At 57.6% G+C, this 15,727-nt stretch carries 9 protein-coding genes and 1 tRNA gene; 5 read left to right on the forward strand and 5 right to left on the reverse strand.

What is annotated here, in order from left to right; all coding sequences use genetic code 11:
• Nucleotides 1-36: 36 nt before the first annotated feature.
• From cas3 to BN3002_RS07105, 4 genes are all read right to left on the reverse strand, one after another.
• Nucleotides 37-2,985, reverse strand: a complete 2,949-nt coding sequence (cas3, locus tag BN3002_RS07090) for a CRISPR-associated helicase Cas3' (RefSeq protein ID WP_257525570.1) — start codon at nt 2,983-2,985, stop codon at nt 37-39.
• A gap of 496 nt (nt 2,986-3,481) precedes the next feature.
• A tRNA-Thr gene (locus BN3002_RS07095) sits at nt 3,482-3,557 on the reverse strand.
• A gap of 108 nt (nt 3,558-3,665) precedes the next feature.
• Nucleotides 3,666-4,472 carry a DsbA family protein gene (locus tag BN3002_RS07100; RefSeq protein ID WP_058237272.1) on the reverse strand — a complete coding sequence of 269 codons (807 nt, stop codon included), beginning with the start codon at nt 4,470-4,472 and terminating at the stop codon, nt 3,666-3,668.
• A 134-nt stretch (nt 4,473-4,606) separates the two neighbouring features.
• The gene (locus BN3002_RS07105; RefSeq protein ID WP_058237273.1) at nt 4,607-6,577 is read right to left on the reverse strand and encodes a serine/threonine-protein kinase; all 1,971 of its coding nucleotides are present in this window, start codon (nt 6,575-6,577) and stop codon (nt 4,607-4,609) included.
• Between the two features lie 368 nt (nt 6,578-6,945).
• Between BN3002_RS07105 and BN3002_RS07110 the strand changes: the two genes are divergently transcribed.
• Complete coding sequence (locus tag BN3002_RS07110; protein ID WP_058237274.1) at nt 6,946-8,100, forward strand: ABC transporter ATP-binding protein; 1,155 nt, start codon at nt 6,946-6,948, stop codon at nt 8,098-8,100.
• A 752-nt stretch (nt 8,101-8,852) separates the two neighbouring features.
• On the forward strand, nt 8,853-11,783 hold the full coding sequence (locus BN3002_RS07115) for a Cna B-type domain-containing protein (RefSeq protein WP_058237275.1): 2,931 nt from the start codon (nt 8,853-8,855) through the stop codon (nt 11,781-11,783).
• Between the two features lie 133 nt (nt 11,784-11,916).
• Here the strand turns inward: BN3002_RS07115 and BN3002_RS07120 are convergent, their stop codons facing one another.
• Entirely contained in the window at nt 11,917-12,210 is a 294-nt protein-coding gene (locus BN3002_RS07120) for a putative quinol monooxygenase (RefSeq protein ID WP_058237888.1), read from the reverse strand.
• A gap of 149 nt (nt 12,211-12,359) precedes the next feature.
• Between BN3002_RS07120 and BN3002_RS07125 the strand changes: the two genes are divergently transcribed.
• The 3 genes from BN3002_RS07125 to BN3002_RS07135 all read left to right on the forward strand — a co-directional run bounded on the left by BN3002_RS07125 (nt 12,360) and on the right by BN3002_RS07135 (nt 15,713).
• On the forward strand, nt 12,360-13,445 hold the full coding sequence (locus tag BN3002_RS07125) for an SGNH/GDSL hydrolase family protein (protein WP_058237276.1): 1,086 nt from the start codon (nt 12,360-12,362) through the stop codon (nt 13,443-13,445).
• A gap of 155 nt (nt 13,446-13,600) precedes the next feature.
• Nucleotides 13,601-14,866: a DUF4032 domain-containing protein gene (locus BN3002_RS07130; protein ID WP_257525571.1), complete on the forward strand. Its 1,266-nt coding sequence runs from the start codon at nt 13,601-13,603 to the stop codon at nt 14,864-14,866.
• A 46-nt stretch (nt 14,867-14,912) separates the two neighbouring features.
• Nucleotides 14,913-15,713: a glycerophosphodiester phosphodiesterase family protein gene (locus tag BN3002_RS07135; protein ID WP_058237277.1), complete on the forward strand. Its 801-nt coding sequence runs from the start codon at nt 14,913-14,915 to the stop codon at nt 15,711-15,713.
• Nucleotides 15,714-15,727: the final 14 nt, after the last annotated feature.

Here is a 15,727-nt window from a genome sequence, read left to right on the forward strand (position 1 = left end):
ATCTTTCTCCTTAGGGTAGTGGTGTCCTTATGGGACTTACTGGCGATATCCAAGATCGAGCAATCCCTCCTCAGTGCTGTAGCAAAGCTTCCGTCCGGCCAGCGTGATTTCACGGTCCTGATCCAGACACAAGGCAAGTGCGCCTCTGAGCATGTAGTTTTCGGCCCATCCGCTCGGAGTGTTCTGCTCAAGCTCAGTGACGACTTCGTCAAAAGTCCGCGAATCGCGCGAAAAGCGGGCCGGGAGCCTCAGCGTGGACGATGCGAAGCGATGGGCCAGCGCGAAGTCCGGCGCCTCGGCAAAACCGACGTAGTCCTGCCCGCCAAGTGGTTGATAGCCAAACTGACTGATCTGAACGGGGATCACTTCGATCGTTGGAACGGTGTCGCGCACTTGAGCCAGACCTGCTTCTTCACTGCTGCTCACACCTGCTTCGGTGTAACGAGCAAAGAAGTCATCCCATTGCGCAGCTTCCTGAGGCCCCGGGATCTGGAACGTTTGTGACCGTTTTCGTGCGCAATCCAGTCGTTTTGCACTTTCTGTGCGCCCTTTGTCCCAACTCTCCTGCCACCCATCCGGCACGTCGATGTCCGAGTCATACGCTTCATGAACAAGCGGCGCAATATCATCAGGTCGACGAAAACCTTTCGGACACATCTGCGTATTCACGACATGCAGGGTCGCCATCAGCAGCGCTGGGTCGTAGATGAATTCGGTGCCTGATTCAAATTCGGGAGCCGGTTCCTGTTTCACAACCCCGCGCAGGTAAATGTGTGGCTCACGCATTCGGGCTGGTCGGTCGCTTTCAGGCCGGATATGCCGATGCATACGGCCCGCGCGTTGAACCAACAGGTCCATCGGAGCAATGTCGGTGACCAGCATGTCTGCATCAATGTCAAGGCTCTGCTCCACTACCTGTGTTGCCACGATGAATCGTCGCCACGGTCGGCCTGCACCACGATGAGCATTCGGGCCCAGTAATTCTCGAAGCGCATCTTCTTTATCTGAACGCTGAGCTGCCATGAATGCTGAATGGTGGAGTTCAGTCTCCCCTGGATATTCAGCAGTCAGTGCCCGGTACACTTCCTGGGCACGACGAATCGTGTTGCACACAAGCAGGACGCATCCACCGTCTTGAGTCTGCTCCTTCATGAGCGCCATCAGAGTGTGGAGATCATCGTCAATAATACTGACCTGTGCGTGAATCTGCGTGGGACGAGGCGACACCGTTTTCTCGACTACACCATCGTGAGTCAACAGTGTGATCAGCGGGTATCCAGTTTCGATCAGTTCAAGCGGTTCGTTCGACAGCTCGGAATAGTACGCACCTGCCAACTGGTTCTTCATGCTTAACGGCAACGTTGCACTCATCAGGATCACCGGCACGTGATAGCGCGCGAGCCACTTGAGCGCCTTTTCAAGATACGAACTCATGTAGGCGTCGTATGCGTGACACTCGTCAATAATGAGCACTTTTCCTGCCAAGCCCAAGTGGCGAAGCATTGAGTACCGCTGCTGGAGCGCCATCGTGAGCACCTGGTCCACAGTGGCCACGACGAAGTTTGCAAGTATTCCGCGATAGCGGCCAACAAACCACCGAGAAACTTCCACCCCGCTAGGTCCATCTGTTTCATCGTGGATATCGCGCATCTGCAGGCGCCTGAACGGCTTGAAAAGATCCCGCTTGGAATGCGCCAGGAACATGGATGTCACGTCTTCGTCTTCCGTGTTGGCTTCAGCCCACCTTTCGACGCGTTCAAACAATCCGTTTGCGGTTGCCATGGTGGGCGTTGCAACCAACACGCCCTGCGAGCCGTTATGCGCTGCGAGGATTTTGGCAGCTGCCAGGCCTGCCTCCGTTTTTCCTTCACCAGTTGGAGCTTCGATGATCATGAGACATGGCCCGTCCACATCGCGCACGAGTTCAACTACTTCCCGTTGAATGGGGCGAGTTGAGTAGTCGCTGTTCCACCCGAAACACTGGCGGTAGTAATTCTCGATTTGTTCATTCGATTCAAGATCGTCGAGGTCGGCATACCACGGCGCCGTCAGGTCAACTCTGTCAAGAGCTTCGCCTGCACGATCACTTTCTGAACCAGTAATGACGTATGGGAAGAGTTCCTGGTTGGAAGCAATCCAGTCAGCCATCACCACAATTGCAGTGAGAAGCTGCTGCGAGTCCGCATTGAGCTTCCTGAGCTTCGGCAACACCGTCCTGATTCCGATCGCATCGGACATCGCATTGACGATCTCTTCCTGGATGTCATGCCAGTCGGGTGGATATAGAGCGTTGATGTCTCGGGCGAATTCTTCCCGATCATTTCGCAGTATTCCATGGTGAGCACCCGAAATCTCCGCGATCGAGTTGGCAATACGTCGGGCACGAATTCTGACGCCGTCCGGGTTGGAGTAAGGCGTCAGACAACCAGAATCAAACAGCCAATCCGACAGCAGTACTTTCGAGACGATCCCGTGCGGCAGATCCCTTGACTTGATTCGGTCCTCCGGACCGCCAAGGGAAAGACCGGACTCCGCGATCGCTGAGACGAGGTGCTGCCCTTGCGGGGTCTCCTCAATCTGACGACTGAATGCCCGTGTCGCCTTGCCGACATCATGTGTACCTGCAAGCCATGCAACCAACGTCCCCAACGATGACTCGTCCAGCCCTGTGACATCCTCCAGGTAACGTTTTACCTGCTCCGAAACCCAGGATTCCCATAACGCTTCCGCCACACACGCGGCATCGGCAAGGTGTCTGGGCAGACTGAGCGACCCGGATTCATCACCAGATTTTGCCCACAAAGCCGCTGCTTGAGGTGAAAACTGATGAAGAGCCGTCTCGAGTCGATCGGCTAAAGCGTCAGCATGGGACGCAGATGCACCCGCAGGTATATACCCTTCATTTTTGGAAGGCATAATCGTCGTCGCTTTCTCGTCGGCCTTGACTGATGAGATCAGGATGACACAGTTTTCAGCCGTTGTCACGAACTCACAATACATGTTCCTTTTATTGCGTTCGACGCTACTTCTACGCGTTTTTCCGCGTCTCTACTGCCGCTTCACGCGAGCTCAGCTGCGGATCCAGATGCACCATGTAGGATGTGGAGAGCTAGTTGCTCTGCATCGCAGAGATGAGCCCATGTAATGTGAGTTCTTTAATTGAGTGGCTCTTTTCGCCCCGCGTCAGCGGGGATGCCCTCATCGATTCAACGCAATCGGCCACCGATTGGGTCGCGTCGATCGCCCCGACACCGCTACGACACGCCTTTCGAGTTCGTAGCACCGTCACGATGGGCGATCGTGCTGCACCCATTCCGTGTGCGCTGTGAAAGCGTTCGTCTTACCGTCCACCACGTTGACGCTGATCCAGCACCACCACAGGCTCACCCCTGCACTCGAGGAATGTTCAGGGGACGGGAGACGCCCTCGGCAATACGCAGACCAATTTATCGCCGGCCTGACGTCATCCAATTCGAAAGTATGGAGCCACCTGCGAGACTCGAACTCGCGACCGTCCGCTTACAAGGCGGGTGCTCTACCAACTGAGCTAAGGTGGCCAGCTCACATATCTTGCCATGAGCACGCCAGTGAACACCAATCGAATCTATTGAGTGTGAAGAATCCCTCGAGACGACTACTCACCGCTTACGGCAAGCGCGAACCGCTTACTCAGCCATCCCCGAAATAATGTCGGAGGCAAAGTTCTCCAGCGTGAACGGAATAACCTTCGTGCCATCCTTCACGTATTCGGGGGTGCCGTACGAATCGCCGCGACCCGCGAACTTCTTCTCGCCCCATACTTTAGTGGAGTTCGCCAAGTAGGTTTGCACCGCATTGGCGTCGAAGGTCGAGACAACTTCGTCAGGAACTCCCACGGAACGGGCGAGTTCCGCCACCTTGTCAATGGACTGATCCATTGATTTGACGACGCGTGTATCGCCAGACGTCCACTGCTCATTGAAGAAGCCCATCAGCGCGTGATGGAACGCCACCCAGTGTTCGGGATCCTTCTGTGCAACGATCAGCGATGCTGTGGTCGCGGGTTTCGCGTAGTCCATGCCAACTGTTGTGACTGGCTGGTAGGCAATGTTGAACTTCCCGTCAGTAGCAGCCTGGACGATTTCTTCACCGCCCGCGGTGTCAACCTGCGCACATACGTGACACGAGTAGTCAAAATAGATCGTCAGCGTCGGCAGGTTGGGATCAGGATCCTCAATGCCGTTGTGGGAGTACACCACCGGCGACGAATCTGCGTACGGTCCCAGCAGCGCTGCGGCCTCCTCGTCAGGCAGAGCCGAACCTTTCGGGCGATACGTCAGCATCACTGCCGCAACAGCTGCAACCACGGCGACGACAATCAGCACGACCACGCCGATAACGATGACGCGGGTACGCTTTTCCGACTTGAGCTGGGCTTCGCGCATCTCCCGCGCCTTCGTGCGCGTATCACGCGATGATTCTGACTTCGCCATCGGTTATGTGCTCCTCGCTTCGGGCAGATACTGATTTTCACGCAGGATCATTATGACGCGATGACCCACCTGACGCGAACCCAACAGGCCTGAGCACCCACAGCCGCCTTCCTCGGAAACCGCCGTCAGCACATCTAGGAAACCGTCGTCAGCCAGAACGCGACCGGGATGGCCAGGAAAGCCGCACTCAACAGCGCACGCCCCCACCACGGCGGCGACACGGTGCGGAACACGATCGCCATTCCATCACGCACCGATTCAGTAAGCTCGAGGATCCTGAAGCTCATCAGCAGCACCAGTGAGACAGCCATCAGCGCCGTCAGCGGAATCATCTGAGTCGCGATTCCACTGGGATCGGAGAGTACCCCGCCCCATAGCACCAGGTCACCGGGCCATTGAAGGGTTTCCAGAGACATCTCAAGATAATCCCTCAGCACCGTCACAATGGCGATGGCCCACACGATCGCCGCCCATATACATGCGATCACCGAAGCGAGGGCTATGCTCAGCACACCGACCACCACCATGATCGGCACTTTGAGAAGTGTCATGGCCGTATCTCCCGGCCCCGGCCCGTTGCGATCCCTCTGCCGGTTGACCTTGCGTTCGCGGAACTGCCCGATCACACTGAATACCAGGAGGGTTGCGAGCACTGCGACCAGTCCCGACATGCCGTATGCGACAGGCAGCAGCGAGAGGGCCGCCATCAGGCAGGTCGACAAGACCCCCGTTCTCTTCAGAGGGGGAGGTTGCCATTCAGGTTCACCATCGGTTTCCTCGACGTCCCCTTCGCCCGGCTCCGCCAGTTCGAGGGGCGCAGGCTTGTCCACCGTAATTGTCGAGGGTGACTGCGCATCATCCCACGTCGGAAGTTTCTTGAACGACTCGCCGCCCTTGTTGACCAGGAAGGGGCCTGCGCTTTGCCACCCTGGTTGCGCCTCATCGGGCGGAAGCGGAGGCACGTCGGTGGGGATGACAGCCGTCTGGTCGGGAGGAGACACTGGGTACGGTATCGTGACAGGCGGCTCCCACTGATTGGGCTGCCCGGCAGAGAGCTCTGGCTGGCCGGGTTGCGGTGCGCGATACACGTCAGTGCTCTGAGTCAGAGGCTGGGTGTACGCCTGATTGGTGGTCAGATCGGGATACTGTGTTGTCTCAGGCGTGTCACTCGTGTAGTCGTTCTCGTCAAATGATGAGGGCATGAATGTTGAGCCCAGGTCACCCAGGCTGGAAGTGACCAGTGAGCTCCCCGTCCATGTGTCTGAGTACTGATCAGTTTCGTCGTCGTGGCCGGAGCCGTATCCATCGCGAGCGTGCGAATCTGCCGCACCGTTCAGAACGGAGCACAGGCTTTCGAAGCTCATACGGTTGTCGACAGTAGGATCCAGGCATCGTTTCATGGACGATGCCAAGCGAGGAGGCAATCCCGCGATATCCGCATCACCGGCAAGGACGCGCGAAATGATGACGCCGGGTGCTCCGCCTCCAAAAGGTGGTCGGCCGGTCAATGCGTGCAGGATCGTGGCGCTCAGGGACCACCAATCAGCCTGAGGAGTCACCGGACTGCCCGTCATTACTTCCGGTGCGGTGTAGCCCGCAGTGCCGGACACCAGTCCGGTCGCCGTCAGCCGGTCATCCCCATCCCCGACCGCGATACCGAAGTCGATGAGCACGGGGCCGCGTTCGGACAGAATGATGTTCGACGGTTTGATGTCACGGTGAACCACCCCTGCCCCGTGGACACGTTTGAGGATACGGTTCAGTGCTGTGGCCAGGCGCGCCACTTCGCTCAGTTTCATTGTCCCGCTGCGGATGCGCGAGGCGAGGGTTGGGCCGTTCACGTATTCGGTGACAACGAAGGGTTCAGCGGCTTCCGTTTCAACATCGAGGACGCGCACGACGCCGTCTGATCGGATTCGATTGACCGTGGCAGCTTCTCTGCTCAGACGCTGTCGGGCTTCCTCCGTGGCAGCCTGAGCCGGGTGCAGCATTTTCAGGGCGACTTGTGCTCCTCCATCGTCACGAGCCAGCCAGACAGTGCCGGCACCTCCCGTGCCCAGACGGCTGACCAGTTCGTAGCCGCCAACGCGTTGCCCGATATCCACATCCTTGAGCGTATCGAATGTTGACGCTCTGCAGGACTTAGATTCGAAAACTTTCGACAATCACGTAAGAGCGGGCGCGGGAAGAAGCTCCCAGTGAGACTGTGGGCCATGCGCGAGTCCAAGAATGACGAGACCTCTTTCACTCATGGCTGATTCTTGCACTGTCATAGCTGATGATGCTGGTCAGTGACATGCACAACAGGACTGATTCACTATCTCAGGTATCCCCCGCTGTCGATCTCATGGTATTTTTAATCCAGTGCTTTCGTTCACAGGGGGAACGGCAGCATCGGCAGCGGTGAAGACGCCGTTGTCCCGGCTCTCTACTTGGATCGTCCGGCACGTACCTGTCGGTGGAGGTTAAAAACATGGCAACAGTAACGTTTGATAAGGCAACCCGCATTTACCCGGGTTCAGACAAGCCAGCTGTGAAAGAACTGTCCCTGGAAATCGCTGACGGCGAGTTCCTCGTCCTCGTTGGTCCTTCCGGCTGCGGAAAGTCAACGTCACTGCGTATGCTTGCTGGTCTTGAAGACGTCAACTCTGGACGCATTTTCATTGGTGACCGCGATGTCACCGATGTTCAGCCCAAGAACCGCGACATTGCAATGGTCTTCCAGAACTACGCTCTGTACCCGCACATGACTGTGCGCGACAACATGGGCTTTGCTCTGAAGATCGCTGGCACGGATAAGAACGAAATCCGTGAGCGCGTGAACGAAGCAGCACGCATCCTTGACCTGGAGCCCTACCTGGACCGCAAGCCGAAGGCTCTGTCCGGTGGTCAGCGTCAGCGAGTCGCAATGGGACGTGCAATTGTTCGTAAACCGCAGGTGTTCCTGATGGACGAGCCGCTATCCAACCTGGATGCCAAGCTGCGTGTTCAGACCCGTACACAGATTGCATCACTGCAGCGCGAACTCGGTGTCACAACCGTGTACGTGACCCACGACCAGACCGAAGCTCTGACAATGGGTGACCGCATCGCGGTTCTCAACAACGGCATCCTTCAGCAAGTTGGCACACCTCAGGAAATGTACGAACGCCCCGCCAACGAATTCGTCGCAGGATTCATCGGTTCACCTGCAATGAACCTGGGTCGTTTCAAGGTCGAAGGCAACTGGGGCGTCCTCGGAACTGCTCGCGTTGCCCTGTCGGATGCCACCATCGCGGCTCTGAAGCCAGAAGACAACAACACGGTCGTCATCGGCTTCCGTCCTGAGGGACTTGAGCTGGTTGGTGAAGATGTCGAAGGCACCATTCCGATCGAAGTCGACTTCGTTGAGGAACTCGGCTCTGACGCCTACATCTACGGACACCTTGCAGGTGTCGAGGGAGGCCACGGCCTTGGATCGGGTACCGACGAGAATCCTGATGAGAATAAGGAAGACAAGAGCGATCAGTTGATCGTTCGCGTTCCTCCGCGTACCGCCCCGAAGACGGGATCTGTGATCCACGCTCGCGTCATTCCTGCGCAGCAACACAACTTCTCGGCGGCAACTGGCGAGCGTCTGCCTGCCTAAGCTAAGACTCACGAGGGTCAGCTGACGATGCAAATCTGATACTGTTCCCCCACTGAAATATCACCGGTGGCTCGCCCCAACACGGGGCGGGCCACCTTTTCGTATCTCTTCTAGACACAAATTTTACACTCTGTCAAATTTGGATCGAACACTTTGCTCTTCACTGGTGCAGTTGAGGGCTTGGTGGAGGCAAGCAGCGTTCTACCAGGGGCTCTAGCTCTCGTGGGGAGTACGACAAGGTGGAGCGGTCCCAAAAATTTGCTTGCATATCGGTTCAGCTTCGAACAGGCCGTTGATGGTTTCAGGCGAGGGCTTCCGCGTCAGAATCACATACATTACCCGTTGCCGGTTTATTCCTGTACGTCAGCGACGTTTGTCGTTTGAGAAAACACACGCTGCCATCGGCCCACCATCGGCAGGACGATCCGCAACCATCCTGACCTCGCAGCACCTCAACTCCCGCCGATACCTCCCAACCACATTCCCAAACCTCCGAAACACGTAGAACAAAACCGCAACGCTTCGTTTCAAGACCACTGAGGGAATCTTCAGCGCACTATTTGCCTGACTCATCCTCCCACGAGCACTTGTCACGACCCGTGGCTGGTGAGGCGGGCGATGTGGTGGTGGACATCCTTCCACGAGCACTTGTCACGACCCCCTTTTTCTTTACTCCAACCTAGTGGTAAGCTTTCGTTGATTGTCTCTCACAGTTGCACGGCAATAACTCAAACCCATTGACAGGTGATCACATGTTTCTTGCACCCTCTCGTCCAGGGCACAGTCCGACACGCACTCGCACATCGGCTTTCACACATTTGGCAGCATTATGCGCGGCAGCGCTCGCGTGTACCTCGAGCCTCGTAGTTGGTTTCGTCTCCCCGACTTGGGCTGATGACGCCGCCTCCGACTCTCCCGAAGCCTCCAATACCATTGCAGATTCACCGCAAAGCGGTACTGAATCGCCCTCAGAGCAGGGAGGCCTTCATATTCCTGAAAATCCGGGGGATCCCGCTGTTGTCGGTACTGTGGAAGATGAAGACTACTCCACAGCAGCCGACGCGCCGATGTCTGGAGCTGCCCCATTGATGACAGCGCCGGCCACCGATTCAGCACGCACCCGTACTCAACGGTCAGCCGCAACCGAATCGGCGCCAGATGCTGAACGCACTGAGGTCTATTGCTACACGCCTCAGCAAGATCTCACGTGCAGCGAGGACCAATTCCGTTCACTGATCACACAGGCTGGCTCCACACCAACTCGCATCGTTCTGGGAATGGTCGGCCCCTATCTCACCGACACTGTCACGATTCCACGCGGAGCTGACATTGAGCTGGTCAATTATCCTGCCAATGCGTGGGGAGCCAATTCCTCGTCGCTCATCGCTGAGGACGGGTTCAGAGGTTCTGCTCTGTTCAACGTCGAGGAAGGCGCTACCCTGACCATTTCTGCTCAGCCCGAAGGCGGCGAGATCGAGATGGGCGCTCGCGGCGAGTACGTTAAGAATGGGCAGATCCTTGTCCACTCACGAGGAGCATTTGTCCTCAATCAAGGCACGCTCAGCGGCGTACGCGACCACTCAGGATCTCACATCGGTGCAGTGACCGTCACGGGTTCCAAAGCTTCGTTCACCATGAATGGCGGCACCATCACCGATAACCACAGACGACAAGATCCCACCACTACTCAAAACGGTGCAGGCAATATCGCAGTCAGCGATGGTGCAACGTTCATCATGCATGGAGGACTCATCACCGACGGTTGGGGCTCAGGCGTCAGTGAGCACTCACCGTACGACTACGGTGAAGCAGGAGGGGTCGGCCTGTACAACGGTGGCCACATGGTGATGAATGGCGGTGAGATCTCCAGCAACAACGGCTTCGCCGGAGGCATTCTCGCAATGTCGTGGCCGTTCTCGAAAGAAGAAGCTGAACAGACCAAAGAATCAGCACGCAATACAGTAGAAATCAACGGCGGAACGATCACCAACAACACCAGTCGATTCAGCGGCGGCGGAGTTTTTTCATTTGGCAACTCCGTTGTGACAATGAACGGCGGAACGATCACCAATAACACCGCTCCCAATGGAGGCGGCGTAGGAACATTCGATGACTACGTACAAGGCGCTGAAAAGACATGGGCAGAGATCCCCAGCACAGGAAAGCAGGCTGGGTACACCCCTGATGCCTGGGCAGACCTTTCTCCGGCAGCTTTTATCATGAACGGCGGGACCATCTCCCATAACAGTGCCTCTCGCACCGGCGGCGGTATCAACATTGTTAGCAACCGCGTTACTTTACGCGGCGGAAACATCGAAGCGAACACGGCGAAGCAAATGGGGGGCGGTGTCTACGTGGCCACCAAGTCCTACTCAGCGCACTTTGAAAACGTTGCAGTTAACCATAATGACGCGGGGTATATCGGTGGCGGAGTGTGGGTCTGCCCGACCGGCTCCATCGACTTATACGTGACAGAAGGTGCCGGGATTTTCAATAACTCTGCCAGCCATTTCGGTTCCGATATCGCCCACGACAATTACGGTTCCGCCGGGTCGATCAATTTACGCTTGGCCAATCGTATGCTGGGTGGCGGCGACGTCACCTACTACTTCGATAACAAAGACCAACGTTTCTCCCCAGAGGCTCCAGGCGACCCGCAAGATTTCTGGGATCGGCCGCTCCGAAATGAGGGTCTCCACTCAGAGGCTACAGATCACACGAAGAATGATGCATCAGCGCTGGCCAAGCTCACAATCACGAAAAACAGTGCCGAACGAGGTGCAGGAATCGGTTCAAACGGCAACGTCACTTTCGGAAAACCCGACACAGTTGATCTGGAAGTCGCTAAGCAGTGGCATGACAGTGAAGGCACCGAGATTCCCGGTGCGTCGCCCTCGTTGCCCTCAAGCATCACGATCCAGTTGATGCGCCAAATCGGGCAGCACGATCCGACTCAGCTCGGCGATCCCATTACCATTACTCCTGATAAGGACGGCAACTGGCGTCACACGTTTAAAGGCCTGCCAACAACCCTCATCAACGCTGGCAGCGACGAGGCTGAAGAGGTTACATATTCAATTCACGAGTTGCACGTCGACGGCTATGATTCAGTCATTTCCCCCATCACCATGATTTCGGATGCCCCGCAGGTGCGCGCACTCACCATCACGAATACGCAGACTCCAATGACTGTGACGGTCAATAAGATCTGGCAAGATGTTGATGGCGAAACGCTTGAAGGCACCTCCCCCGCCATCCCGGACAGCATCACGGTCCAGCTCACCCGGCAAATTGGCGAGGGCGACCCAACCAACGTGGGCGACCCCGTCACCATCACCCCCGATGCTGACGGCAATTGGACTTACACCTTTACGAACTTGCCACGAACCGTTGCAGGCGAGCCGGTTCGGTACGCAGTGGCCGAGACGCCAATCGAAGGATTTGACTCAGCTGCGCAGCAGACAGCAACGCAGGAGGGCTCTCACGATGTGGTGGTGACACTGACGAACAGGCAGAAGCCACCGACACCGCCTACTCCACCAACCCCGCCGACACCCCCGGCACCGCCTCGTCTGGTGAAAACGGGAGCTGATTCCACGGCGCTGTGGTTGTTCGGCGCACTGGGCGCTGCAGGAGTCGCTGTCAGGGCTGGAGCGCGTTTACGGCGCAGGGCTGAGAGATGAGAAGCTGCCCTGATGGCGAAGACCACGCCCCTGCACGGTTTTCACCATCAGGGCTGATCACCTGATCGTACAGCTTTCGCTGGAAGGTAGGGCGATATCGAGGACGACACGGATCGCCGTCAGGCCCCCATGGTCAGTGATCGTCGCGATAGCGTTCGACCCGCAGATGCAGCGCGTACTTCTCACGTAGCTGCGCGATCTGCGTCATCATCTCTGAATGGTGATGCCGGTCAAGGGCTTCTTGGTCATGCCAACGGTCGATCAACAGAACCGTCTCCGGATCATTCATCGGGAAGAAATACTCGTAACGTTCATTACCTTCCTGGGCGCGAACTCGATCAACAATGCCGCTGGTTACCATCTCCTGAGCAAATGCGCGGGCGCTCCCATTGTGTCCTGTGTAATACAGATTAACCGTTAGGCTCATCGTGACCCCCTGTGTCGCTACGTCCAGCGATTTACCGACCAGCCTATTCCTGGCGGCCTGTTCACGCGTTCTGTCCCCTTCACAAGGTATTGTCATGACAGGAGGGGCCAGCTGCGGCCGCTCCTCAGGCCATCATGGAAGGATGTCAAATGCGTCGTCTAGTTGCATCAGGCATTGCAGTGGCATGCCTCAGTCTCCTCGCACCGCTTACAGCGCACGCTGAGAGCGCCACCGCATCTGAGTCACCCTCGACCCCGCACACTATTTTGCAGCTGGGCGATTCCTACTCGGCCGGGAACGGCGCGCAGAACTACACGGACACGAACTGTTACCGCTCGCCCAATAATTACGGTGCTGTCACCGCTGAACGCCTTGGCGCCTCGTACACAAACCGTGCCTGCTCAGGTGCACAGTCGAAGGACTTCTACTCCTCACAGTCCCTGGGGTGGAAGAAGTCGGTGACGAAGACCTACGTTCTACCCAAGTCGACCTACCCTGACCAGCCCGCTGAATGGCAGCGCCGCGTCGAAGAATCCCAGATCTGCGGCGTACTTCCCGAGGGGAACTTCACGTGGGATATTCGCCAGGTCGCTCCCGCACCTGCCGGTTCTCTCTACACGGCCACCGCCGAATGCCACCTGTACGCGCTCCCTCAGCTCGACGCCGTCACCCCCGACTATGACTCCGTGTTCCTGACAATTGGCGGCAACGATGCCAACTTCTTCGGCATCATCGTGTCCTGCTTCATCGGGCGTGATGCCTCGTCCTGCCAGCAGCGCATGAACGAGGCTACCGTCACCGTCGACACCTTCCGCACGCGCCTCACCACCCTTCTGAGAGATATTGACGAGCGTGCCGCCGGCAACGCTGACATCTATCTGCTGTCCTACCCGGATCTGCTGAGCACGCCGTCCTACATGCTTCCCGAAGGTCCTGCAGGTTGGTTCGATGCCGGCACCACGCTGCGCACCCTCCAGGCTCGCTACACCGACCTGCAGTCCAGCATCATCAGCGATCTGAACAAGGCCAATGGGACGACCCGCTTCCACCTTGTTGACATTCGAGACGCCTTCGACGGGCACGGCCTCGATCCGCACATGGCGGCGTCCCAAGATCATTCCTGGATCTCAGCACCTTTCGCCTCCACCGACCTTATGGGCTACATGCATCCCACGCCCAGTGGCTGGGCAGCGGAAGCCGACACGCTCACCGACGCGATTCTTGCGCAGCGTTAAACTCGCGCACAAGGCAGAAACCGGGTTGGTCAGTCGCTCCTCGTGATCTTTCACTCTCAACGAGGGCGACCCCACCCCGCGCATCTGCAAGCCGGCGTCCGCCGGTCCATCCATGCGTCCCACATGACACGCCAATAAAGTGCGAGAATAGACCTATGCCTCAGTCCATGGAGATCACTGCTGCACGCGTCGATCCTGCGTTGCTGGACCTTCCGTGGGAAGTTCCGCTGGAAGACTGGCCCAGTGAGATTCTGGCCGCGCTGCCGCGAGGAATTTCGCGACACATCGTGCGTTTCGTCAACCTGTCCGGGCGCGTGATCGCCGTCAAGGAGATTGGCGAGTCGGTTGCCCACCACGAATATCAGCTCCTGCGCGATCTCGTGCGTCTGGATGCTCCGTCCGTCCAACCTACAGCTGTCATTACTGGCAGACGCGACCCGCAGGGCGAAGAGCTCAACGCCGCACTGGTTACAGAGCACCTGCAGTTTTCACTGCCCTACCGCGCATTGTTCAGCCAGTTCATGACTCCCGACACGGCGACTCGTCTCATCGACGCGCTTGCCGTGCTGCTCGTTCGCCTCCACCTGCTCGGCTTCTACTGGGGCGACGTGTCCCTGTCGAATACACTGTTCCGCCGCGATGCCGGGGCATTTTCGGCGTACCTGGTGGACGCGGAAACCGGCGAGCTGCACCCGAACCTGACGCCCGGTCAGCGTGACTACGACGTTGACCTGGCGCGCACGAACATTATCGGTGAACTGATGGACCTGCAGGCTGGCGGTTTCTTTCCGGAGGACGAAGACCCGATCATCGTGGGCGACCGCATCCGTTCGCGCTACGAGGACCTGTGGCACGAACTGACCGCATCCGAATCCATCGAGCTGAATCAGCGGTGGAAGGTCGCTGAGCGCATCGAACGCCTCAACGACCTGGGTTTCAATGTGGGCGAACTGCAGATGGTGTCAGATATTGACGGCACGCACCTGACGATCACGCCAAAAGTGGTGGATGCAGGGCACTACCACCGACAGATCATGCGTTTGACGGGAATGGATGTGGGCGAACAGCAGGCACGCCGCATGCTGAATGATCTGCAAACGTATCGTGCGATCACCGGTCGTCAGAACATGCCCATTGAAATCGTGGCGCACGAATGGATGCGTGACGTGTTCGAACCGATCGTCACCGGCGTGCCGCCCGAGATGACCCGGAAACTCGAGCCGGCGCAGATTTTCCATGAAGTTCTGGAGCACCGCTGGTACCTCGCTCAGCAAGCCGGACATGATATCCCGCTCGCTGACGTCATCGATTCCTATACGCGTTCCGTTCTGCCTCAAAAGCGTGACGAGGCTGTGCTTCTCGATCCTGACCCGCTCGATACTGCAGAGTTGCCTGCCTTCCACAATGAGGATATGTATTAACGAGGGCGACATTGCACCGCCCCTGACTACGTCTGAAGGAGAATCCGTGTCTGAGTTTCCTCACCTTTTCGCCCATCGCGGGGCCTCATCCCTCGCGCCCGAAAACACGATGGGAGCGTTCGTCAAAGCGATGGAAGTCGGGGCTCGTCGAATCGAGTTCGATGTCGACATCATGGGCGATGGAACATTACTGGTCATGCACGACCAGACTTTCGACCGCACCACGTCCGGTACCGGCGGCTACTACGACAAAGGTTTCAAGGACCTGCGTCGCCTGGATGCGGGCGCGTGGTTCTCCGACACATATCGCTTTGAGCGAGTTCCTGAGCTGAGCGAGGTGCTCACGTTCCTGGACGCCAATCAGATGATCGGCAACCTGGAGATCAAGCCGTGCCAGGGTGGGCAGACGCTGCGCAGCGAGCTGATCGACCGTATTTGTGTGCTCGTTGCCGGTATGAAGAATCCGTCGCAGATCCTGGTGTCCTCCTTTGATCACGCCCTCCTCTGCGACTTTTCCGTCGCATGGCAGGCACATCACCAGGGCGGCCAGGCCAGCGCCTTCGGTACGGTGCATCGATCCCTCGATCTGGGCTGGCTCGTTGACCCCGAATCCGAGTCGATCACCAGTGCCGTCGATGCCGCCGCCAAACTGGGGTGCACAGCGGTTCACCCTGCAAATAAGGCTGTCACACATCGCGACGTGGAGTATGCCCGTCAGGCTGGCCTGGAAGTGAACGTGTGGACTGTCAACGATGTTGATCGCGCACGCGAACTGGCCGCATGGGGTGTCACGGGTATTTTCACTGACCGGGTTCAGGACTTCCCGGCTGAGGCTCTGCGCGCCTAGAAGACGTTGTGGCG

Origin of the sequence: Actinomyces ihuae (genome assembly GCF_001457875.1) — a bacterium.
GTDB lineage: Bacteria > Actinomycetota > Actinomycetes > Actinomycetales > Actinomycetaceae > Pauljensenia > Pauljensenia radingae_A.

Coding starts and splice junctions, on each gene's coding strand:
- BN3002_RS07130 (WP_257525571.1), top strand. CDS start 13,601: ATGCCTCAGTCCATGGAGATCACTGCTGCACGCGTCGATCCTGCGTTG.
- BN3002_RS07100 (WP_058237272.1), bottom strand. CDS start 4,472: ATGGCGAAGTCAGAATCATCGCGTGATACGCGCACGAAGGCGCGGGAG.
- BN3002_RS07125 (WP_058237276.1), top strand. CDS start 12,360: ATGCGTCGTCTAGTTGCATCAGGCATTGCAGTGGCATGCCTCAGTCTC.
- BN3002_RS07110 (WP_058237274.1), top strand. CDS start 6,946: ATGGCAACAGTAACGTTTGATAAGGCAACCCGCATTTACCCGGGTTCA.
- BN3002_RS07120 (WP_058237888.1), bottom strand. CDS start 12,210: ATGAGCCTAACGGTTAATCTGTATTACACAGGACACAATGGGAGCGCC.
- BN3002_RS07115 (WP_058237275.1), top strand. CDS start 8,853: ATGTTTCTTGCACCCTCTCGTCCAGGGCACAGTCCGACACGCACTCGC.